At 42.0% G+C, this 23,979-nt stretch carries 19 protein-coding genes; 1 reads left to right on the top strand and 18 read right to left on the bottom strand.

The window, feature by feature from the left end; genetic code table 11:
* Positions 1–59: 59 nt before the first annotated feature.
* A complete protein-coding gene (gene brnQ / locus QMG11_RS10040) occupies positions 60–1,337 on the top strand; it encodes a branched-chain amino acid transport system II carrier protein (RefSeq protein WP_281835670.1) in 1,278 nt (425 codons plus the stop codon).
* A 77-nt stretch (positions 1,338–1,414) separates the two neighbouring features.
* Here brnQ and QMG11_RS10035 read toward each other — a convergent pair whose 3' ends face one another.
* The 18 genes from QMG11_RS10035 to QMG11_RS09950 form a co-directional block, all read right to left on the bottom strand.
* Positions 1,415–2,221, bottom strand: coding sequence for a M55 family metallopeptidase (locus QMG11_RS10035; protein WP_281835669.1), 807 nt, complete (start codon positions 2,219–2,221; stop codon positions 1,415–1,417).
* A gap of 110 nt (positions 2,222–2,331) precedes the next feature.
* Complete coding sequence (tyrS, locus tag QMG11_RS10030) at positions 2,332–3,570, bottom strand: tyrosine--tRNA ligase (protein WP_281835668.1); 1,239 nt, start codon at positions 3,568–3,570, stop codon at positions 2,332–2,334.
* 373 nt (positions 3,571–3,943) lie between these two features.
* Positions 3,944–4,420: a GNAT family N-acetyltransferase gene (locus tag QMG11_RS10025; RefSeq protein WP_281835667.1), complete on the bottom strand. Its 477-nt coding sequence runs from the start codon at positions 4,418–4,420 to the stop codon at positions 3,944–3,946.
* A 106-nt stretch (positions 4,421–4,526) separates the two neighbouring features.
* Positions 4,527–5,366, bottom strand: coding sequence for a WYL domain-containing protein (locus tag QMG11_RS10020; protein ID WP_281835666.1), 840 nt, complete (start codon positions 5,364–5,366; stop codon positions 4,527–4,529).
* Positions 5,367–5,672: 306 nt separating this feature from the next.
* A complete protein-coding gene (locus QMG11_RS10015; RefSeq protein ID WP_281835665.1) occupies positions 5,673–5,819 on the bottom strand; it encodes a hypothetical protein in 147 nt (48 codons plus the stop codon).
* 172 nt (positions 5,820–5,991) lie between these two features.
* Positions 5,992–9,174, bottom strand: coding sequence for an efflux RND transporter permease subunit (locus QMG11_RS10010; protein WP_281835664.1), 3,183 nt, complete (start codon positions 9,172–9,174; stop codon positions 5,992–5,994).
* Between the two features lie 2 nt (positions 9,175–9,176).
* Positions 9,177–10,271 (bottom strand): efflux RND transporter periplasmic adaptor subunit, encoded by a 1,095-nt coding sequence (locus QMG11_RS10005; RefSeq protein WP_281835663.1) that lies wholly within the window; start codon positions 10,269–10,271, stop codon positions 9,177–9,179.
* Positions 10,272–10,275: 4 nt separating this feature from the next.
* Positions 10,276–12,567 carry a TolC family protein gene (locus tag QMG11_RS10000; RefSeq protein WP_281835662.1) on the bottom strand — a complete coding sequence of 764 codons (2,292 nt, stop codon included), beginning with the start codon at positions 12,565–12,567 and terminating at the stop codon, positions 10,276–10,278.
* 446 nt (positions 12,568–13,013) lie between these two features.
* On the bottom strand, positions 13,014–13,559 hold the full coding sequence (locus QMG11_RS09995) for a ferritin family protein (RefSeq protein ID WP_281835661.1): 546 nt from the start codon (positions 13,557–13,559) through the stop codon (positions 13,014–13,016).
* Positions 13,560–13,718: 159 nt separating this feature from the next.
* The gene (locus QMG11_RS09990) at positions 13,719–14,156 is read right to left on the bottom strand and encodes a hypothetical protein (protein ID WP_281835660.1); all 438 of its coding nucleotides are present in this window, start codon (positions 14,154–14,156) and stop codon (positions 13,719–13,721) included.
* On the bottom strand, positions 14,156–14,296 hold the full coding sequence (locus tag QMG11_RS09985) for a hypothetical protein (RefSeq protein ID WP_281835659.1): 141 nt from the start codon (positions 14,294–14,296) through the stop codon (positions 14,156–14,158). Before QMG11_RS09985 ends, QMG11_RS09990 begins: the two co-directional genes overlap by 1 nt.
* A gap of 179 nt (positions 14,297–14,475) precedes the next feature.
* Entirely contained in the window at positions 14,476–15,783 is a 1,308-nt protein-coding gene (eno, locus tag QMG11_RS09980; RefSeq protein ID WP_281835658.1) for a phosphopyruvate hydratase, read from the bottom strand.
* A 117-nt stretch (positions 15,784–15,900) separates the two neighbouring features.
* A complete protein-coding gene (pykF, locus tag QMG11_RS09975) occupies positions 15,901–17,313 on the bottom strand; it encodes a pyruvate kinase PykF (protein WP_281835657.1) in 1,413 nt (470 codons plus the stop codon).
* A gap of 387 nt (positions 17,314–17,700) precedes the next feature.
* On the bottom strand, positions 17,701–18,852 hold the full coding sequence (locus QMG11_RS09970) for a glycerate kinase family protein (RefSeq protein WP_281835656.1): 1,152 nt from the start codon (positions 18,850–18,852) through the stop codon (positions 17,701–17,703).
* Between the two features lie 172 nt (positions 18,853–19,024).
* Positions 19,025–19,699, bottom strand: a complete 675-nt coding sequence (locus QMG11_RS09965) for a FadR/GntR family transcriptional regulator (protein ID WP_281835655.1) — start codon at positions 19,697–19,699, stop codon at positions 19,025–19,027.
* Positions 19,700–19,785: 86 nt separating this feature from the next.
* On the bottom strand, positions 19,786–20,568 hold the full coding sequence (locus QMG11_RS09960; RefSeq protein ID WP_281835654.1) for a TIGR00266 family protein: 783 nt from the start codon (positions 20,566–20,568) through the stop codon (positions 19,786–19,788).
* A 114-nt stretch (positions 20,569–20,682) separates the two neighbouring features.
* Complete coding sequence (locus tag QMG11_RS09955; RefSeq protein WP_281835653.1) at positions 20,683–22,404, bottom strand: peptidylprolyl isomerase; 1,722 nt, start codon at positions 22,402–22,404, stop codon at positions 20,683–20,685.
* Between the two features lie 112 nt (positions 22,405–22,516).
* Complete coding sequence (locus tag QMG11_RS09950; RefSeq protein WP_281835652.1) at positions 22,517–23,905, bottom strand: sigma-54 dependent transcriptional regulator; 1,389 nt, start codon at positions 23,903–23,905, stop codon at positions 22,517–22,519.
* Between the last annotated feature and the right edge of the window lie 74 nt (positions 23,906–23,979).

Here is a 23,979-nt window from a genome sequence, read left to right as displayed (position 1 = left end):
TGTGATAAAATTATACAATCGTCACAAAAATTAAGCACCACGACACAGAGGAGTTTACTATGAAAAATAAGAATGATGTATTTATATTTGGCCTGGCAATATTTGCTATGTTTTTTGGAGCTGGAAACCTTATATTTCCAGCAGGAATAGGTCTTGTCACTGGTAGAGAGTGGCTCATGTCTTCAGCTGGATTTTTTCTTACGGGAATATGTCTTCCTGTAGGGGGGCTTATGGCCTTCAGTAGAGCGGGAAGTATCCACAACTTTGCAGATAAAGTCTCTGAAAGATTTAACACCCTCTACTTTTCCCTTATGATCCTTGCACTGGGACCCATGCTGGCTATACCGAGAACAGCAGCTACCGCCTATGAGATGGGAATTGCTCCAAACTTTGGAGATATTAACCCCTTACTTGCATCGGGCTGCTACTTTATAGTTGTTTATATACTGGTAATAAAGCCCTCTCAGCTTCTAAATAATATCGGAAAGTATATGACCCCTATCATCCTTACCATACTTGCACTGATTATAGGAAAGGGAATCCTTTCAGGCTTTGGAGTTCCTGGAAAGAGTATCACACCTCAGAACTCCTTCTCCTACGGTTTCTTCGGGGGATACCAGACTATGGATGCCATAGCTTCCGTTATCTTTGGTACAGTTATAGCTGAGAGCCTCAGGGGAAATGGTTATACCGATGAGAGGGAGCAGAGCTCTATGATCGTCAAAGCCGGTATCATAGCAGGAATAGGTATGGCAGTCGTTTATGGCGGTCTCCTTTATTTGGGAGCCATGGCCAACGGCAACGGCTTAAACCTTGGAAAGGCTGAGCTTGTTATGTATTTTGCAGAGACCTCCCTTGGATCGGTTGGGGTAATGGCTCTAGGGATGTGTGTAACAGTAGCCTGCCTTACAACCTCCATAGCCTTAGTTGCTACTGTATCCAACTTCTTTGCAGAAAAAACAAGGTTTTCCTATAGAACTATTACAATAGCAACCTGTGCTATCTCAAGTGTTTTAGGAGCTACAGGAATTGGATTTATGGTAGATATAGCAGTTCCGGTACTTACAATCCTCTACCCGGTAACTATTATCCTCATAGTTCTCAATATACTTAAAGTTGAAAATACTAAAATCTATAGAACAGGGGTCGCCACAGGGCTCCTCTTCAGTGTCCTGGAAGTTATTGCCGACTTCAATATCTCATCTTCATTGACAGCTCACTTCGATCTTCTGCCCCTGGCTTCAGAGGGATTTGCATGGCTTATCCCAACACTGCTAGCATCCCTTGCAGCAGGCTTAGTTAAGAGTAGAAGGATAGCAGTAGCAGAGGTTGGTTAATTAATTTAAAAAAGGATCCCTGAATAGGGGTCCTTTTCTAATTTCTAAAGGTAGTTTAGTCTTTATGAAGAACTTCTCTATCCCCTTATTAAAAACATCAGTGCCCTCAGAAGGTCAAAGTAATCAGTAAAGACTCCCTCTACTTCATAGGCCCCGCTCCTCCTCATTCCCGGATAAAAACCTCCCCTCACTGCCTGAGCCTCACTCTTAAATATCAGCTCCAGCTTAAACTCCTTAGGAAACTCCATCTTTCTTATATTTTCAATCTCCCTTACAGCTTGAGCCACTCCCTCTTCTATTAATCCTATACCTTTTTTAAGGCTCACCCCTCTTACTGAACCTCCACTTCCCTCCTTTACAGCCAGAGTCTTTACTCCAAGTTTATGCCCCTCTACCTCCTCTATGAGCTTCTTATCCCCGCATACATAGATAACAGGCACTCCTACATAGCTGGCTGTATAGCTGTTTATAAGATACTCCGATGCCTTTTCTCCGTTTATCCTTATCTCCTGGACAACTCCCCCACTAATTGTGTGAGCTAGGGGATTTCCTCCTATCCCTGCTCCGCTGTGGTACCCGGTAAATATTACCCCGTCAAAGGTAGCATCCAGATCCTGGAGCATGGTGAAGGGATGCCCGCTCCATCCCCTTATAACCTCTACCTCTTCTGGTAGATCATCTATTATTATATTCCTTCCCGTTCCATGGGCATCCTTTATAACTACCTCATTGGCTCCTGCCCCATAAGCTCCCCTGCTTGCTGCAGCCACCTCCTCAGTCATATACCTCCTTGCTCTCTCATACTCCTCATTTCCATGTCTGCACTCACAACCGTCAAGAACCCCTATGCTCCCCTCTATATCTGCACTTATAAATATTTTCATACTCCCCTCCCAGATAATTTATTACCAAGTATACCCTTGAACCCACCTATTTAAAATTAATTTTCTGGAATAAATCTAAAATAAAAAAGCCCCCTTCTGGGGGCTCATTCCTACTTTACTATCTTAACTATCTTCTTCTTTCCTGCTCTTACGATCATTCCGTCCTCTATCTTAACCATAGCCTTTACATCCTTGATAGGCTCATCGTTCACCTTGAAACCACCCTGCTGGATAAGTCTTCTTGCATCAGATGTTCCCTTAAAGAATCCAAGCTCCTTTACAAGAAGATCGATTACTCCAATCTCCTCAGCCTCTATCTTTGCCTCTGGAAGATCTACATCCATATTTCTCTTGGAGAAGACATTTTCAAACCACTCTCTGGCCTTTGCTCCCTCCTCTGCGTTGTGGTAGATAGTTACAATCTCAGATCCAAGTCTCTTCTTACAGTCCATTGGGTGAACACTTCCGTTTTCTACCCCCTCCTTCAGAGCCTTTATCTCATCCATAGGTACATCTGTAGCTACCTCATAGTAGTTCCACATAAGCTCATCCGAGATAGACATTACCTTTCCAAACATATCATTTGGAGCCTCTGTAATACCTATGTAGTTGTTCAGAGACTTTGACATCTTCTCCACACCGTCTAGTCCAACTAGGATAGGCATCATAAGACATATCTGCTGCTCCTGTCCTGCGTTCTTCTGAAGGTCTCTTCCTCTAAGTAGGTTGAACTTTTGCTCAGTAGCTCCAAGCTCTACATCTGCCTCGATTGCCACAGAGTCATACCCCTGAAGGATAGGGTACATAAACTCAATTAAAGATACCGGCTTATCTGCCTTTATTCTGTCTGAGAAGTCCTTTCTCTGGATCATCTGCTGAACTGTAAACTGAGAAAGAAGCTTAAGTACATCCTCAAGCCCTAGACTCTCTAACCACTCGTGGTTGTATACAACATCTGTCTTCTCCATATCTAGGATTAGCTTAACCTGGTCTAGGTAAGTTTCGATATTCTTAGCGATATCCTCTGCTGACAGCATCTTTCTTGTTTCAGTCTTTCCAGTAGGATCTCCGATTCTAGCTGTAAAAGTTCCAATAAGGAATTTTACCTGGTGCCCCATCTCCTGGAACTGCTTTAACTTTCTTAGAGGTACTGCGTGCCCAATGTGAAGGTCCGATCCAGTAGGATCGATTCCTAACTTTACAGTTAGAGGCTTTCCAGTCTCTAAAGATTTCCTTATCTTCTTCTCCAGCTCCTTTTCAGATACTAGATCCTCTACTCCCCTTGTAAATGCTTCCAATTGTCTCTTTACTTCTGCTTCAACCTGTGGATTTCTTTCAGTGTTCTCCATCTTTTCCCTCCAAATAAATTGACTTTCCTTAAAGTCGTTATTTTAAATTACAATATTTAATTAATCAAAATCAGAATCCTCTTCAGTCCTCTGACGTACTCACAAAACACAACCATAGATATCGTTGCTTTTCAATAAAAAAAGGTCTCATAGGAACACCCTATGAGACCTTTATCTTAAAACTTCACTCTCATAGTACAGATCCTTATCTACTAAATACAAAATAGGTCTGTACTTCTACAAACCTTCTATAGATAATAGTAATAATATCTGTTCCCTAATGTGAAGTTCTTTTTCATTTTCTTACCTCTTCTATCTTCAATAATCTTCTAGAATAATACTTCCAAAAGTATAGCACACTTTGATTTCTTTCTCAACCTCTCAGCCTCTTTATATAGAGGTGGTGATCCAGACCTCCATACTCTTCCTCTCTCTCATAGGTAAACCCACAGGATTTAAAGAGATTAAGGGAAGCATCATTTTCCTCCAGTATATATGCAAGGACTACATCCACCTCATCACTCTCATGAAGAAGCTCCTCTATCCCCATATCTACTATTATCTTTCCAAGCCCCTTGCCCCTTATCTCCTTCAGGAGATAGATACTCACTATAGAGGTCTCTCCCTCCAGCTCAAACTTCAGCTGTCCCAGGAACCTTCCATTCTCATCCTCTATAATATAGAGAAGGTAGCTGTCGGAGTTTATGAGAAACTTATACCATCTTCTGTGGCTCTCCCACTCGGCTTTCTCTCCATTCTGTGAATATTTTTTTATAAAGTCCCTGTGCAGGTACTTATATATATCAGCTATGTCAGACTCAGTGGCCTTTCTCAAGATAATCAGACTCAAAATATCACCCATTTTTACCTTTTTTCAATCTGGTAGTAGTCATTTCCTACTATCCCTTCAAATTGTACCATAGATCAAAAAATTAAAAAAGAATTATCCAAAAACTTTAGTAGCTCCTGTAGGCCTCCAGGAAATCAGCCTTTATCTCCTCACGAAGACCTTCAGGCTCAACTATCACTGCATCCTTTAAGAATTGCCTGAAGTAGAGTTTTGCATTCTCATTTGAGGTCTCAAAGGTAAACAGATCTCCCTCCTTCTTAATGAGCTTAGGTCTGTAGTTGGTAAGACTCTTATAGAGAACCTCCCCATTTGGAGTAAACCTTACCTTTACGAAGTTACCATTTCCCAGGAAGGGATCAAAGTTCTTCCTCACATGCTCCACATACTTCTTGTCCTTTCCCCTTATCTTCTCATCTAGAGAGGAAACTACAATTAGCTCCTTCAGCTTGTAGTTGTGATACTCCCCCGTCTTTTCATCGTAGCAGAAGAGGTAGTTCTCATCCCCCTGCTCCTCTCTCTTTATAAAGTAGGGATCCACAGTGGATACCTTTCCCAGGTACTTCAGCTTGACCTTCCTCTTATTCTTTATGGCCTCCATTATAGCCCTTACCTTGTCCTCAAAGACAAAGAGTTCCCTCAGGTATTTAAACTTGGAGCAGTATATCTCAAAGAGCTCCCTAAAATACTCCGCCTCTACCTCTACCTTATTTTCCCTCAGGATATCATAGTAGATCTCCTTATTTGCCACATTGAGATCAAACTGAACGATCTTCTTCAGAGGTCTCCCCTGGATCTCCAGATCCTTCTCTACATTTATCTCCTTGTTGTACTTCAGTTTATCCAATATATAGTTGCACAGCTTATTGTTGTTTATCCCAAACTCATCTATATCATTTTTCATAAGCCGCCATATATCTTCAGGTACCGTTACTCTTATCTTTTTCATATTTCCTCCGGCAGTCTAAGATTTTGTGTATTATAGCACATCCTGTAAAAAGCAACAAAAAAGAACCCTCTCAAAAGAAGGTTCCTTTCTCTTCTATACTACCCCGCCTCTAAACTTCCCTCTGAAATTCACTGCCATACTTCTACTCTACACCCTTGTTTCAACAACCTATTACAGGAAAATTATAACCCCTCTAGAGTAAAAAATATATACAACAATTTTTATTTTATTTTGTTCGGTTTTTTTGATCAAAATCCTTTAATTCAAAGAGTTTTAGAGATTTTATCTTTAAAAACTTGTAGGCATCTATCTACCATGCCTTCTCTTTCTTCTGTTCTCCCCTACTCCCTTTGTCGGAGCTTCCCTCTTATACCTGTCTGCTATCTTCACTGCCACAACCATCAGGGCTACTACTACTCCCATTCCTAATAGAGATGCTAAATATACATTCATCCGCCTCACTCCCTTCATCTTTCTCTATTTTATTAACATATTAAAGGTGGTTTTTCAAGAGACTATGACAACTATAAATTTAATTTTACCCGGCCTTCATCCGATCTTTAAACTTCCCTTAAAGATAAAGGGAGACACCTCAAGGGGTGCCTCCCATACTGCTTTATTTATTCTATCTGTTATCAGTTTCCGTTGCCGGAACATACTCATATTCCTTGAAGTTAACTCTGAACAGAACTGCGTAGAACAGCGGCACTACTCCAAGAGTTAGTGTTGTTCCGAAGATCAGTCCGAAGATCAGTGCTACAGCAAGAGGTGCAAATAGAGTTCCTCCGAAGAACCATAGAGGTAACAGACCGCAAAGTGTTGTTATTGTTGTCAGAAGTATTGGTCTCATTCTTCTCTGGCAGGCCTCTATTACAGCTGCCTGTGGAGTTCTTCCAAAGTCGCTCAGCTGAACGTCTATACTGTCCAGAAGTACGATGGCGTTGTTTATTACCACACCGGCCAGAGATACTAGCGCTACCAGTGGCATAAATCCAAACTTCTCTCCAGAGATCAGAAGTCCCACAGATACTCCGATTATTCCTAGAGGAATACTCGATAGTATTACTATTGGCTTCCTAATTGAGTTAAACTGCGCTACCAGAAGAAGTACTATGATAAGTCCTGCAATTGGAAGCTTAGACCCTAGAGCTTCCGAGTTGTCGTTGGAGCTCTCATTCTCTCCACCTAGCTCCCACTTGAACTCAGGTCCCCACTCAGCTATCTTCTCATCTAGCCAAGGTATCATTGCTGCATCTATCTCAGCTGATGTAGCGTCATCTGCAAGGGTTGCACTTACATTCATAGTAAATACTCTGTCCCTTGTATAGATATATCCTGGAGCCCAATCAATCTTAATGTCTGCTATCTGCTTAAGAGGTACAGTTTCCCCAGTACGAGCAGAGAATATCCTTGTAGTTTCAAGAGCTGTTACATCATCTCTGAACTCAGAAGTTGTTCTCAGTGTTACTGGCACAAGACTGTTAATAGGCGGCGCCATTGGGTTTCTAAAGGTAGTTGCCTCTACACCTGTAAGGATAGACTGTAGGGACATAGCTACCTCTTCACTTGTTAGCCCTGCCTGTCTTACCTTGTCCTGGTCTACGTCTACTACTACCTTTCTTACTTCCTGGTTCCAGTTATCACTTATATTGATTGCTCCTGGCACTGTTGCCAGCTTAGCCTTTATCTCTTCCACATTAACTCTTAACTCTTCCAGGTTAGTTCCAGTAACCCTGTACTCTATATTCTTCTCCGCTGAGTTACCAGTACTCAGGATATTTGAGAATGCTTCAAGATCTGGATATCTTTCAGCAAGATAGTTATCTATATCCTCAGATATCTCAGGTATCAGCTTGTAGTTAGTTGTATTGTAGAGTACATATGCATACTCTGGTGCTGGAGCTTCAGGACTGTAGATCAGCGTATACTTTGGTGCTCCTCCTCCTATGAAAGCTCCCCAGGAGATGATTCCCTCATCCTCATACTTCTTGGTGGTTCCTCCAGTTAGTAGAAGATCTACTATACCTGTAGGCAGGAGTTCATCCGATACCTTATACTTCTCCTCTATATAGGCATTCAGGTCGTCCACTACAGCTTCAGTTCTCTCAATTGAAGTCCCAATTGGCAGTCTCATTATCGTATACATCATCGGTTTATCTGAATCCGGCATGAACTGCTTCTTAGTCAGGGTGAATAGTCCTATACCAACTATAAGCATACCTGCTACACCGATTAATCCCAGCTTAGGGAATTTTAGGAGCTTAGTTAGCATTCCTCTGTACATCTTATAACCCTTTGTTTCAAAGTTCTCCTCCTGCTGCTCTACCTTTAGATATCTGTGGCATAGCATAGGTACTAGGGTCATGGCAACAAGCCATGATGCAAATAGTGTTATTATTACTACTATAGATAGTGGTCCTACATATTCTCCCATAGTCTCCTCAACCATCATAATTGGAGAGAAGGCTGCCATGGTAGTCAATGAGGATATAAGTAGTGGTATCTTTAGGGAAGCTGCTGAATCCAGACAAGCCTCCATCCTACTCTTACCAGATTCCATAGCTACCATTATACTCTCAGACATTACAATGGCGTTGTCCACCAGCATCCCCAGAGCTATAATAAGTCCCGCCAGGGTCATCTGGTTTAATCCATACCCCATCTTAGGAAGCATTATAAGGGCAATGGCAATTGCTGTAGGTACTAGAGATGCTACGATAAGTCCTGTTCTGAGCCCTAGGAATATAAACATTACAGCTAGTACTGTAAAAATTGCCTGAGCCAGGTTACTTACAAAGGACAGTACCTTGTTCTCTACAATATCCGGCTGGAATGCCACTATATTATAGTCCAGTCCGTGGGGAGCCTTATCCTGATAAGTTGCCAGCAGCTCCTTTACATTTCTTCCAAGTTTAATGTTATCCTCTCCAGCTTTCAGAGAGATCGCAAGCATTATAGCAGGCTTTCCGTTAAACTGAGCCTTATAGGTAGCTGGATCGATATATCCCTTCTTAACTGTAGCTATATCCTTTAGATATACCACATCATCTTGACCTGGAATATTTATTACAGTTTGACCTATCTCATCCACAGAAGTAAAGTTTCCTGTAGGAAGCACTGTCATCCTGTCCGTTCTGTCTAGGATATTTCCTCCTGGAATTATAATATTCCTTGAAGATAGAGCATCTGCGATATCCTTAACGCTTATCTTCATCTCAGCTAACCTTGCATTATTATACTCGATGAATATTCTTTCATCCTGTACTCCATATACCTGTATCTTACCTATCTGTGAAACTCTCATAAGAAGTACTTCTCTTAACCTGTTGGCTTCATTGTATAGTTCCGTATATGAGTAGTCATCTCCGGTAACTGCTACCACAGTACCATATACATCTCCAAATTCATCGTTAACAAATGGTCCGATTACATCCGCTGGTAGCTTTGGAGCTGCCTCTATATATACCTTTTTTCTCAGCTTTTCCCAGATTGGACGAAGCTCATCTCCCCAGTATATGGCCTCAGCATTGAAGTATACTGTAGAGATCCCGTCTCTGTTCTTAGCTTCTATAAAGTCTATCTCCTCCATCTCCTGAAGGGTCTCTGCTATCTTATCACTTACCAGTCTCTCCATCTGCTCTGCTGTAGCTCCCGGCCAGTAAGTTGTAATTGTTGCTGTCTTGATGGTAAATCCTGGGTCCTCTGCCTTCTCCATTCCTGTATAGGCTAGGTATCCACCTACTACCACTAGTACATAAAGGATTATGGTAGTCATGTGGTTTCTTATGGATATCTCTGTCAGTTTCATAACTATCTAACCCCCTTAGGCGGAACCTCTACCTTTTGACCCTCAGTGATCTTGCTCATCCCTGCTGTAACTACTAGTTCTCCACTTTCAAGTCCTTCAGTAACTTCGATTCCTCTGTTTGTCACCTTCCCTGTTTTAACGTCTACTCTCTTTACCGTTCCCTGATTTTCGCTTACATCTTCCAGCTTATAAACATAGGTATTACCTACACTGTCCGTTACCACACTCTGTAGTGGTAGGATTATTACATCCTCATCTGCAAACTTAAAGTTCAGCTTTACCTGAGCTGTCATACCTGATTTTATAGCCTCAGATGGATCGATAAGTTTAGCTTTTACTGGGAAGGTTCTACCAAATCCAGTTGATACTGTACCTACCTTAGTTATCTCTCCTCTGATCTCCTCTCTCTGAGCGGCATCAGCTGCAACTACTATCTCCTCACCTGCTCTTATCTGACCGATAAGTGACTCTGGTACAAAGAACTCCACCTCAAGGTCTCCCTCAAGACTTAACATAAATACTGGAGTTCCAGCTGAAATTGTCTCATTTTCCTCGCTTAGCTCCTCAGCTATTGTTCCGTTAGCCGGTGAAACAAGCTTAGTATAGCTCAGCTGAAGTCTGTCATACTCCACCTGCTTCTCTGCTGCTTCCACCTGTGCCTTACTTGATTTAAACTGTGCTAACGCACTGTCATACTCAGCCTTGGATACATTGTCATTGAAGTAAAGCTTCTGATATCTTTCAAAGTCTGCCTGGGCTCTTACAAGGTTAGCCTTTGTCTTCTCCAGGTCCGCTATGGAAGCCTGATACTTTACCTCGTAGTCTATTCTGTCTACCTCAGCCAGTACCTCTCCTCTTCTGACTTCTTCTCCAAGACTTACAAACTTTCTTTCAATAGTTCCAGGAACCCTGAAACTCAATCTGGATTCTGTTTCTGCCTTTATAGTACCAGAAAACTCTCTGGCTATATCCGATTCCGTCTTCTCTATTACCACATACTTTACAGGTCTAAGAGTTGGCTCCTCTACAACCTCTTCCTTTCTTCCACATCCCAGGAGAGCTGCAGCCATCATTAGTACCACTATATTCTTTTTCATGTTGTTACCTCCCACTCTCTGATTTTAAATAGCTCTTTAATCTTTCCAGCTTCGCTCCCTTAGTGAGATCATCCATCATCACAAGGTACTCCCCTGTACTTCTCTCTAGGTTGATTAGAGATTGCAGGTAGCTGTATCTGGCAGCTATTTCTACCTGGTCAGCTGAAATTGAGTTTGTTCTAGCGTCCAAAAGATCTGAGATGGAAATAGTTCCCTTGGCATAGAAATCTCCCACTAGCTCAAGGTTCTTACTTGCTGCATCTGCTGCATCCTTTGTTGTAGCTGTTTTAATATAGTCCTTTACTACCTGGGCAAAGGATGAAGAAACTTGCTTTCCTACCTCAGTCTCAAGGCTTGTCTTCTCGTATTCTAGAGATCTTAGTTCACTTCTTACCCTCTGCTTAGTATACTCGATATCTCCACCCTTATATAGAGGTAGTTCTACCCTTGCTCCGACATTCCATCTGTCCTCATCTCTGGTAATGTCAGATCCCTCTCCCCAGTCATCCTTCAGGTCATCCGACCACTCACCAAAGGCACTTAACTTAGGCATATAACGCTCTCTCTCAGCTGCCTTTAGCTCTCTTTCCTTTGCTGACACCTGAGCTTCCAGCTGCTTTAGTTCTGGAGCATTTGCTATTCCTTCCTCTATAAAGAACTGTCTTAGTCCGTCTACCCTCTGTCCGCTTTCCTTTAGGATCTCTGTTATCTCTCTAAAGGCATTACTCTGGGTATTTACCTCTTCTAAGGTATATCTTAGAGCCATAGGCTGATTCAGTACCCTGTTCAGGTCTGCCTCGGCTATTCTTATCTGTCCCTCTACCTCAGCTATATTCGTAAGGGCGTCTGCGATCTCACTCTGGAATCTGTATATATCCTCAGGTCCTGCAGCTCCAACCTCAAACTTTGTTCTAGCTATCTGTAGGTATTCCTTCATAAGCTCATAGTTGTATCTCTCTACCTCTAGTCTGGCATTTAGTTCCAGTATAGTCAGGTAAGCCTGTGAGAAGCTCTGAACAGTGTCTAGCCCCTCCTGTCTGTATCTCTCCTCAGTAGCAATTCTCTGATAATCTCTGATAGTTACATTGGCATTGACATTGTCATCAAAGATTAGGTAGTTAAGGGATACTCCTCCCCTTACCGAGCTTTCAGCCGGTGTTGTAAGAGACCTTGCTGAGTCCTTATCCAGTCTCTGATACTCTGCAAAGGCATCTATATTAGGTCTTCTGTCTGCCTTAGCTGACTTTACATTGTACTCATCAGTTGTAATATTTTCTCTTCTGGATTTTAGATCCGTATTTTCATTGAGGGCCATATTTATTCCCTCTTTAAATCCAAGGGCTTTTCCTCCCCTTTCTCTCAGGTTAATAAAGTTAACCTTCTGAGCAAATACAAGACTTGGGAAGACTCCTATCTCTCTGGCTAAGGCCATATTAAAGTCGATGGACTTATCCGATTTCCCCAGATCCGTTACTATCTCACTCGGGTCATCTCCCTCCATCCTTCTTCTCATGCTCACCACTCCGGCTCTTACCCTTCTCTGAACCTCTGGAGTATTGTCATAACCCATAAGCACCTTTTCGGAACCGTCTCTCCCTGAAACCCTTGAGAAGCTCATTATCTTCTTCTCTCTAGCTAGAGTCAGAATCTCATCTACATTCTTATATGTCATCTCAAATACATAGATAGCATCTGTATTGTCCAGCTGCTCACTAATCTTTTCGATATCATCTCCTACCAAGATGATATCTACCTGGTACCCCGCATCTTCCACATTACTCAGTATCTTATCCGTCTGAGTCTTAAGGTATCCCTCATCGTAGAATTCAGGCACTACAAAGCTTACCCTCTTTATCTCCTTGAGTTCCTCCATAAACTTGATATCTCCCGGGATATCTGTAACTTCTGTAATATAGCTGAGATTTTTTCTCTCACGCTCTGGTTGCCCAACCCCAAATGGAGCAACTACCAGCTTATCGTATCCGCTGTCATCTAAAAGGGTCAGTTCGGAAACCATCACCCCCATAGTTACTATAGCGTCTATATCCTTATCCGCTTCCATTGAAGCTAATTCAGAGTCAAACTCACTCTTTGTTCCAACAAGAGTTGCCTTCTGAACCTCTACCTCATAGTCACTGCCCTCAAAATTTCTTTTGAGTTCATCCTTTAACACTTCACCCATGTAGTCTACATAACTTTCATTTTCGTAGATCACTCCTACCTTCAGCTGCTCCTTAGGAAAGAGCAGGGTAAAGGTGAGTAAAAACATCAGTGATATTGTTCCCACTCTCTTCATAGATACTTACCCCTTTCATTCATTTATTTATTTCATTCAAATACCTATATACCAATTTTAAGCTTTTTTCCTGTATTCTTTAAAATTAATCCAGTTAGCCTAAAGTGAATATAGGATTACAAATGTTCCTTTTAGCACCTATATAAAATAACACATTTCAATGCTATGATTTACGTCAATTGGCGCAAATTACCCATAATTTCAAATATTTTTTAAGTATCTGTGTTCATCTTTTAAATTACAAATCTCAACTCTAATTTTTTTAGAGCTTTGAAGCTCTGAGTACCATAATTCAATACATTAATCACCATATATCGAAACTTGGTTCAACTTACAATATATCAAAAGTAAACTTAAATATCAACAAATAAACTCTTTTCTTCCATCAATAAAAAAGGGGAGTCTAACGACTCCCCTCTCTAATAACTATTTACTTACCTATTTAATTACTTCTGGAAGTATCTCTCTAGAAGTCCTAGGAATGCTCTTCCGTGTCTTGCCTCGTCCTTTGCCATCTCGTGAACTGTATCGTGGATAGCATCAAATCCTAGTGCCTTTGCTCTCTTAGCGATCTCAAACTTTCCTGAAGTTGCTCCGTACTCTGCCTCTACTCTCTTGCTTAGGTTCTCCTCAGTTGATGCTGATACACACTCTCCTAGAAGCTCTGCGAACTTTGCTGCGTGCTCTGCTTCCTCAAATGCGATTCTCTTGTATGCCTCTGCTACCTCTGGGTATCCCTCTCTGTCTGCTACTCTTGACATTGCCAGGTACATTCCTACCTCTGTACACTCTCCCTCGAAGTTTGCTCTTAGACCTGCGATGATCTCCTCGTCTCCACATGCAAGTCCCTCTCCGATGATGTGCTCAGTTGCCCAAACTCTTCCTTCTCCCTCTTTGATCTCTACAAATTTATCTGATCCTGCCTTACATACTGGACATACCTCTACTCCTGCTTCTAGAACTTCTCCACATACTGTACATCTAAATTTCATTTCCTAACCTCCGAATTTTTGTATTTTCAAATTTGTATTTGTTACAACTTTGTATTTATTATGGTAAGATTATATCCTGGATCTTACATTTTGTCAACAACTTTTATCCTTTAAGAAATCAATAGTTTGATACCCTTATTATCTCTTCTCCTATCCCCTTTAGATCCTGCTCTTGTTTATCTGAATCTGTTTAGACATAGCCACCTTAAAGGTAATTGGATCTGTTATCCAGTGGGTTTTTATAATTTCAGAACCCTTTCCCACTATCTTCAGGTTCCCCTGTAGGCCATTGTTTCCAATAATACTCATAGCCTCTATCTCCTCTATATAGATCCCTCTAACTACTCCACCTCCCGTGCTGTGCAGTACCCTTCTATTGGTAAGAACCAGCTCCTGGTTGTCCACATTCCTTTTTATCAGATAGATCAGCAAAAAGGATACCAATATTAACTTCAGACCAAGGTCAGCCGATATATTGAAGCTGAAGATTACAATGGCTAGCAAAAAGATACTCCACAGTGTGTATGACAAGCCCGCTGTTTCCGTTTCCACTACTATCTCTTCCCCCTCCACTAAACACCTTCTTATCCTGCTCATCATCTTCTTCTGAACTCATCGATCATCTCAGTTAATATTCTGTCTTCCCTTTGGTGGTCCTCACCCTCACCTAGAAATTGATCCAGATCCAGCATTAGATACTCCCTGAACTTACTTACTATACTCTCTCTTCTCTTCACTCTTTTCTCTCCCTTACTTCTGTAATAATATGCCGTGGTTTTAAATACAGGTCACATTCTACCAAATTCTTTTTAAAATAACAACCTTTTTGTAATCATTACATTTTATTTGGGGAGATATTTTATATATTTTAAAAATAAAAAAAGAGCCGCCCTCAGGCGACTCTAAAATACTTTAATTACTTGTTAAGGTTGTAGAATACTTCCATTCCACCGTATACTGCTGTCTCTCCAAGCTCCTCTTCGATTCTAAGAAGTTGGTTGTACTTAGCCATTCTGTCTGATCTTGAAGCAGATCCAGTTTTGATCTGACCAGCGTTAGTAGCTACAGATACGTCTGCGATAGTATCGTCTGCAGTCTCTCCAGATCTGTGTGATACTACTGCTGTGTATCCAGCTTTCTTAGCCATCTCGATAGCCTCTAGAGTTTCAGTTAGAGTTCCGATCTGGTTAAGCTTGATTAGGATTGAGTTAGCTGACTTCTTCTGGATTCCCATTGCAAGGTACTCAGTGTTAGTTACGAATAGGTCGTCTCCTACGATCTGAGTTGTAGCTCCTACTTTAGCAGTAAGCTTTCTGAATCCTTCCCAGTCGTTCTCGTCAAGACCATCTTCGATTGAAGTGATAGGGTACTTCTCGATAAGTCCAGCATACCACTCGATCATCTCGTCAGTAGTTCTCTTAACTCCACCCTCTCTCTTGAAGTTGTATACTTTGTTTCCATCTTCTCCACCGTCACAGAACTCAGATGCTGCTGCGTCTAGTGCAAGAGTGATGTCCTTTCCAGGCTCATATCCAGCTGCTTTGATAGCTTCCATGATGATGTCAAGAGCACCTTCAGTACCTTCGATCTTCGCTGGAGCGTATCCTCCTTCGTTTCCTACGTTTGTAGAGTCTCCGTTTGCCTTAAGAAGCTTTCCAAGGTGGTGGAATACTTCAGTTCCCATTCTTAGTCCCTCAGCAAAAGTAGCTGCTCCTACTGGCTGAACCATGAACTCCTGTACGTCAACTGCAGAGTCTGCGTGAGATCCACCGTTTAGGATGTTCATCATTGGTAAAGGAAGTTCTTTAGCGTTAGTCCCTCCTAGGTATTTGAATAGAGATAGTCCCATTGCGTTAGCTGCTGCTTTAGCAGTTGCAAGAGATACTCCAAGAATTGCGTTAGCTCCTAATCTTGACTTAGTCTTAGTTCCATCAAGAGTGATCATTGTTCTGTCGATTGCAACCTGCTCAGTAGCGTCCATCCCTAGGATAGCCTCTCTGATCTCAGTGTTTACGTTGTTTACTGCTGTAAGACAACCCTTTCCAAGGTATCTTGATTTATCTCCATCTCTAAGCTCAACTGCTTCTCTCTCTCCTGTAGATGCTCCAGATGGAACTGCTGCTCTTCCCATAGCTCCACACTCTAGTCTTACATCTACCTCTACAGTTGGGTTTCCTCTTGAGTCAAGGATCTCTCTAGCTTTTACATCAATAATTCTAGTCATTACTACGTAACCTCCTGATTTCTTTAAAATTTAAAATATAGGTTTTACATCTATGATAAACCTCTCAGCTTCCATCATAGAAGCTGAGGTTTAATATCTATGATTATAACTTATTTCTTACTTAACTACTACCACTTTAAATGAATTTGTAGTTCCAGTTTTGAATACCTCGTCTCCACAAGTTGCAACGATGATATCTCCAGCTTCCACAAGACCCATCTCCTTAGCTCTTGCCTCTGCTACACTGTAGAACTCCTCTAGGTTTTTGATTCCAGGCTCCACTATTGCTACAGTTCCTCTTGTTAGAGCAAGCTGTCTAGAAGTCTGCTCATTGTTTGTTACAGCTAGGATCTGTGATGTAGGGAAGTACTTTCTTAGAGCTTTTGCTGCTCTTCCAGTTCCAGTTCCTACAACGATTAGTTTAGCGTCTAGCTTTTCAGCTGCTTCCACAGTTCCGTTAGCTACTGCTTCAGTTACAGTTATATCTCCCTCAAAGTCCATCTCGTAAGCTGGTACTATTGAGTCCGTTCTTCCTGCGATCTGTGCCATGATAGTCACAGCCTCTACAGGGTATTTACCCTTTGCAGTTTCTCCAGATAGCATTACTGCATCTGTTCCGTCGATGATAGCGTTTGCTACGTCTCCAGCCTCTGCTCTTGTTGGTCTTGGGTTCTTTATCATTGAATCCAGCATCTGAGTTGCTGTAATTACTGCCTTACCTGCTTCGTTACACTTTTCGATCATCATCTTCTGTGCAAATGGAACTTCCTCTACAGGAATCTCTACTCCTAGGTCTCCTCTTGCTACCATGATTCCGTCGGATAGCTCTAGGATCTCGTCGAAGTTGTCTACTCCCTCTTGGTTCTCTATCTTAGAGATGATCTGGATGTTCTTTCCACCATTGGCATCCAGTACTCTTCTTACTTCTCTTACGTCGTCACCCTTTCTGATGAATGAAGCCGCTACGAAGTCCACTCCCTGCTCACAACCAAACTTAAGGTCGTTGATATCCTTTTCAGAAAGTGCTGGTAGGTTTACAGATACATTTGGAAGGTTTACTCCCTTGTTCTCTCCAAGCTCTCCAGTGTTGTTTACAGTACAGTGAACATTATTACCCTCTACAGCAGTAACAGTCAGTCCAACAAGTCCGTCATCTAGAAGGATTGTATCCCCTTCTTTAAGGTCCTCAGTAAGTCCCTCATAAGTTACAGCTACGATGTTCTTATTTCCTACTACAGTCTTATCAGTAGTCATTGTGAACTCCTGACCAGCCTCTAGAAGTACGTCATTTCCACCCTCTAGCTTTATAGTTCTGATCTCTGGTCCCTTAGTGTCCAGTAGGATAGCTACCTTCTTACCAGTTTCCTTCATCACTGTTCTCATATTGTTGATTCTTCCACCGTGCTCCTCATAGTCACCATGTGAAAAGTTCAGTCTCATTACATTCATTCCCGCTGCTGCCAGCTTACTTAGTGTCTCCACACTCTCAGTTTTAGGTCCTATTGTACATACTATCTTTGTTTTCTTCACTAAATTTCCTCCTCAAATCTCTGAAATTTTGCCCGAAATTAACTTATGTTAAACCTGAACTTTCATATGCTCCAAATGAGTATTACTTTGTATAAAAGTTGCACTTAGGTTTCTCTTCTTGTGTATGATAAAATGTCATAATACTACTAAAGTTTATCCTAAAGAACACAGATATGTCAAGAATGTTAGGGGGGAATATTTATCCTCATAAAGATCAATTTTTAACCCATATTTATCTTATATAAAAATATTATTTTATTTTCATACACTTTATTTTAAGATCTATTCCTTCCCAATATTCCATTAAAAACTCAGATTTCACATCTTTCAGTTATCTCCGGCATTTTTCTATAATTTATTTTAAAACTCTTTTTAATTCTACCGCTTTTAACTGTACTTCCTTTCACACACCCTTATAAGTCTGAATATCTCCTCTACATTCTTCTCCACAAATAACCTTGCCCTGTCGTGCTCCATGGCATCCTCTAGGGATACCGGATAGTTTATGGTAGAGAAGAGTGCCTCTATCCCATAGTCGTGGGTTGCATCTGCATCATCTGCCACACACCCTGCTATGGCTATTACTGGAATTCCGTGCTCCTTACACAGCTTGGATACCCCTGTTGGTGCCTTTCCCATCACAGACTGGAAGTCTATCCTTCCCTCTCCGGTGATAACAAAATCTGCTCCCTCTATCTCCTTGGCCATATCCACTTCCTTTAATACTATATCTATTCCAGGCTCCAACCTTCCATCTAGGAAGGCAACAAACCCTCCACCTAGACCTCCAGCTGCTCCCGCTCCCGGAAGCTCGGCCACATCCTTACCTAGCTCCCTTTTAAGGGTCTCAGCCAGTACCACCAGTCCCCTGTCCAGGGTTTCTACCATGGCATCGCTGGCCCCCTTCTGTCTTCCATATACGTGAGCTGCACCCCTGGGACCGTGGAAGGGATTGTCCACATCACAGGCTATGAGAAACTCACACTCTGCAAGTTCAGGCAGGGCTCCGCTACTATCTATGTGAGCTACCCTCTCCATTATCTCTCCGCCGTATCCAAGTTCATTCCCGTCCTTGTCAAAGAACTTATGACCCAGCGCCTGCATCATCCCTAGTCCTGCATCATTGGTTGCACTTCCTCCTATACCCACAAGGAACTCCCTGCATCCTCTTCCTACAGCATCCCTTATCATCTCTCCGGTACCGTAGGTAGTTGTCTTGGACGGGTCTCTCTCCTCTGGGGCCACAAGGGGCAGTCCCGAAGCTGCAGCCATCTCCATAACAGCAGTTTTCCCGTTACCCATAATCCCGTATCTGGCTGTTAAGGGTCTCATTAGAGGTCCCATCACCTCTATGTCGATGAACTCTCCTCCAGTTCCCTCTACCAGAGCTTCCACCGTTCCCTCTCCTCCGTCGGCTATTGGAACCTTGGTAACTTCTGCATCATCGTATCCCCTTTTTATTCCCCTTTCAATTGTCTCACCTAACTCATATGAACTGAGACTTCCCTTAAAGGAGTCTATTGCCACTACAACTTTCATCCCTACGACCTCCAAATTTGTCTGACTTATTTTGATTTATTCAATTAAAAAACGTATAAAAAGTTTATTTACCAACCAGTTGTCATACAAATATTACATTTTTTGATTTATTTTGTCAAACATATTTTAAAAAAAGAGGGAACCTTTAAGGCTCCCTCTCTTGACACTACCACTATTTAAGCTTTTCTAAATCCTTTATACTTCTTTCCAGGTGTCTCTTCATATATAGCTGGGCAAGCTCTATATCTCTGTCCTCCACCGCTGAAAGGATCTTTCCGTGCTCCTCTATCCTCTCATCTGGTGTAAGCTTATGATACTCATCCCTGCTCTGCCCCTTCATTATGCTGAAGATCATCCCTATGACCTTATGAAGAAGGGGGTTCTCCGCTCCCTTGCAGATGATCTTATGGAAGCTCATATCCAGTTCAAAGAACTTCTCCTCCTCATCCCTACTGGCCACCATCTCCTCATAACACTCCCTGAGATCCTTAAATAGCTCAGCCTCTGCTCTCTCTATAAAGAGTTTTACAGCCAGTACATCTATGGCACTTCTGAACTCCAGCACCTGCTTATAGTCCACCCCTCCAAGCATAAGCATTGGAATAAGTTCATCCATATAATCCGTAGGGCTCATCTCATTTACAAAGGTTCCTCCCCCTCTTTTCTTCACCAGTACATTCAGGGCAACCAGCTTCTCGATGGCCTCCCTTACAGACATCCTGCTTACTCCCAGCTCCTCCACCAGATGAAGCTCTGGAGTTATCTTGTCCCCCGGCTGCCATGTTTTATCTATTATTCTTTCCTTTATGTGGTTAAATACCTTATCACTGGTTCTTTCCCTCTTCATATCCTTCTCCTTAGATAATCATTTTACTCATTATAACACAGGAAGCCTTGAAAAAGAAAAGGAGAGTGCTGCCACTCTCCCTCCAACTAATCCTCTCTTCCCAGAAGCCCTCCAAGGATTCCGCCGGCAACCACTGCTCCCATGCCGCTGCTCCCCTTTGCACTGCTTCCCTGCTCTCCCCTTGTACCGAGGTTTGCATAGAGCCTTTCCGCCAGCTTGGATACAGGTAGCGACTGAATATATACATCCCCAGGACCTGTAAGGGTAGCCAGGAACATCCCCTCCTTGCCAAAGAGGGCGTTCTTAAATCCTCCTACAAATCTGATATCATATTCCACACTGCTTTCAAAACCTACGATACAACCAGTATCTATCCTCAGGCTCTCTCCAGCTCCCAGGGTCTTTTTAATTACACTTCCCCCGGCATTAACAAAGGCCATTCCGTTCCCATGAAGTCTCTGAAGCATAAATCCCTCTCCTCCAAAGAAACCGGCTCCCAGCCTCTTGGTGAACACAACATCTATATCTATTCCATTGGCAGCACACAGGAAGGAATCCTTCTGGCAGATGAACTCATCCCCATACTTGGATAGGTCTAAAGGTATAATCTGTCCCGGGTAGGGAGCACTGAATCCAACTTTTCTCTTTCTTCCACCGTTATTCTTAAAGGTGGTTATAAAGAACCCCTCCCCTGTAAGCATCCTTTTAAACCCACTGAACATCCCTCCGCCGGTATTTGTCTGCAGCTCTATATCATCTTCCATATAGGTCATAGCTCCCGCTTCAGCTCTCACTCCCTCATTGGGGTCTAGCTCTATCTCTACAAGCTGCATATCATTCCCGTGAATCTCATAATCTATTACATCCACCGCTCTCCACTCTCCTTTTTAGACTTATTCCGTTAACTTAATTTTACCTCTATCTATTCCAACTTTCTACTGCTTTTTCATAAAAAATCCGGGGAAGCCTCCCCGGATTAAAGTTTAGTTTAATATCTCAGTTATCTTTTCCTGAATCTTTTCATTTAGGAAGTCGTACTCTACCTTACCTCTCATCTCTTCAAGGTTAGCTTCCTTATACTCTACAGACTTTATCTTCTCATATACATAGATCTCTCCCTGAGTTTCTGCTGCATATACCTTATTCATATCTCCTGCAAAGATCTTTTTCGCAAGGTCATCCTTGTATCCCAGTCCTGGAATGTATCCTCCCTCTGAGATTCCCTCATATTCCTTGGAAACCTTTACGTTTTCTCCCTTGGCAAGGTCTTCAAACTTAAGCTCTCCAGAGTCTACTCTAGCTGCTGCATCTCTTGCTTCGGTTAGAACTGCTTCCCTTGTAGCATCTGAAGCCTTAGAAGTTAATAGAATGTGTCTTGCTTTTACCTTATCCTCATTCTTCTCCTCTACATAGATCAGGTGGTATCCAAACTGAGTCTCCACTACAGCGTTGTGAACACTTCCAGCTTCTGTGTTAAAAGCTGCTTCCTCAAATGGAGCTACCATCTGTCCCTTACCAAACCAACCTAGGTCTCCTCCGTTAGGTCCGCTAGGCCCCTCAGACTTCTCCCTTGCCATATCAGCAAAGTTCTCAGGAGTTACCTGAGTAAGAAGCTCCTCAGCTCTCTTCTTGGCATCTGCCTTGTCTGCCTCTGTTGCTTCCACAGTAAATAGAGCTATCTTAGCATCTACAGTAGGAAGGATATCATAAGCTAATCTCTTCTCCTCAAAGTAGTTTTCAAGCTCAGCTTCATCTATTCTATACTCTGCTCTCAGCTTATCTGTAAGCTTCTCTCTCAGGTCGTATAGCTGGTTAGATGCTGGAAGTTCAGGATCAGCCTCTATTCCCATATCAATAGCAGCCTTTGCTATCTTCACTTCCTGCTCTACAGACTGCTTAGCCATAGCTTCAGCAGCTTCCTTATTTCCTTGAGCTGCAAAAAGGCTTCTAAGTACTCTTCCAGCCATATCAAGGTTAGTGAATTCAAAACCGTCTAGCTCAAGCTCTGTCTTCTCCTCATAAGCTGCATACCTAGGATCTAGGTCTGTAAGTTTCATATTCTTCTTCTCGTTTTCTAGAAGCTTCACATACTCCACCATTCCGTTTTCCTCTTGAATAGCAGCCTCTATCTCATCCCTTACCTCGTCATACTCCTTACCGTAGTATGCACCATACATATTCTCATCGTAGTATGCTCTTACCTCTTCCTCAGTAGGTTTAGCATCTGCCTTTATCTGCTCCATCGTCTTCTGGATAGTAAGCCCCTCTTTTATATCTTCCTTAAGAGTTGATACATTGTACCCCTGTGCCTGAAGCATTCTGCTGAACTGCTGCTTATCCTGTGTAGAAGCCTCTATCTTCTTGAATTCAGCGTTTACATCGCTCTTAGATACCTTTACCTTCATCTTCTTGGCGATATCCATAGTCAGCTTCTTCTCAACTACGCTTCCAAAAGCCAGTGTGCTGATAAGCTCTCTGTCCACTCCGTTACCAAGGTACTGAGAGTACCCGTTTACCATATTATTTATAGTTCTCTCTACCTGAATTGAAGAAACCTTTTTTCCGTTTAACTTAAATGCCGGTACTTCCCTGGACATAGATGATTTCAAGCTAGATATTCCCACCAAGATCATCGACAGAAACATTGCGATAGTTATCACCCAGATAACTGGTTTCATCTTACTTCTTAACTTTCTTACAGCCATTTTTCCCCCTACTTTCAACAATTTTTTCTAATTATATCAAATTGCACTGCTCTTTTTCAAGCAATTAAACCTAAACAGAAAGGCTCCTTAAAAAGGAGCCTCTATATCTTATTTAGCCTTTTTGATCCAGCTTATACTTTCTTATCTTTTCATATAGAGTAGTTCTTCCGATTCCAAGAAGTTTTGCAGTCTCCTGCTTGTTCCATCTTGTCTTCTGAAGAGCTGTAGCGATTACTACCTTCTCTACATCTGCAAGGTCGTAGATCTCCTGCTCTAGGATCTCCTTAAGTGGTCCAAGACCGATGATAGTCTTGTTTTCAAGGGTATCGGACTTCATCTTTATCTCAAGTGGAAGATCCTCTACACCGATAACCTTTTCATTTGAAAGGATTACCATTCTCTCTATGATATTCTTAAGCTCTCTGATGTTTCCAGGGTATGAGTACTCCATTAGGTACTTCATAGCCTCTCCGCTGATTACAGGCATCTCTCTGTGAAGCTCAAGGATGATCTTGTTCAGGAAGTAGTTAGCCAGTAGTGGGATATCTTCCTTTCTCTCTCTTAGAGGTGGTACCTCGATAGGGAATGCAGACAGTCTGTGGTAAAGGTCGCTTCTGAACTTACCCTTCTCAGTCTCATCCTTCAGGTTTTTATTTGTAGATACGATAAATCTTACATCTACTCTTCTAGGTTTGTTTCCACCTACTCTTCTGAACTCACCATACTCTATAACTCTAAGAAGCTTAGCCTGAGATTTAAGGTCCATAGCTGCAATCTCATCTAGGAATATTGTTCCTCCGTCTGCTTCCTCTAAGATACCCTGCTTGTTAGAAGTAGCTCCTGGGAATGCCCCTCTCTCATATCCAAATAACTCAGTCTCAATAGACTCAGATGGAAGAGATGCACAGTTTATAACAACAAAGTCATTCTTTCTTCTGTCACTCTTTTTAAAGATCTCATTTGCAATAAGTTCCTTACCTACACCATTTTCTCCGCTGATCAGAACTGTAAGGTCGCTTTCAGCTACCTTGTCCACAAGGATCTTTACTTCCTTGATCTTGTTTGTCTGTCCTACGATCTCCTGAGCTTCCTCAGTTACAGACAGCTTCTCTTCCAGCTTTCTCTTCTCCTTAAGGATCTCAAGGTTCTTAAGAGCTGGAACGATGATTCTTGTCATCTCTCTTGCGTCGATAGGCTTAACAAGGTAGTTGTAGATATCAGCCTTTCTTAGAGTTTCAATGGATTCTTCTCCCTCTTCATCTAAAAGACCTACTACTACAAAGTCCTTTCCAATACCATTTAACTTTCTCTTAGCTTCACCAAAGCTAAACCAAGTCATATATTCATCCAGAAGGATGATATCAAAATCACTTTCTCTTAGCATATCAAGTCCGTCTAAGAAGTTGTTAAAAGTGATTACTTCGTAATCTCCAGAAAGTTCCTTTCTGATTTGCTTCAGAGTTTCCTTTCTTTCGGAAATTGCCAAAACAGATTTCTTCATTTTTTCTTTACCTCCTAGTACTAAAACCAAACGTAAGGTTTTAGTCACAATATTCTTCACACTGTATTATAGTT

Source organism: Propionigenium maris DSM 9537, assembly GCF_027925155.1.
GTDB classification, from domain to species: Bacteria; Fusobacteriota; Fusobacteriia; order Fusobacteriales; family Fusobacteriaceae; genus Propionigenium; species Propionigenium maris.
Note: the sequence above shows the minus strand (reverse complement) of the source record. Positions and strands in the feature narration are given on the sequence as shown.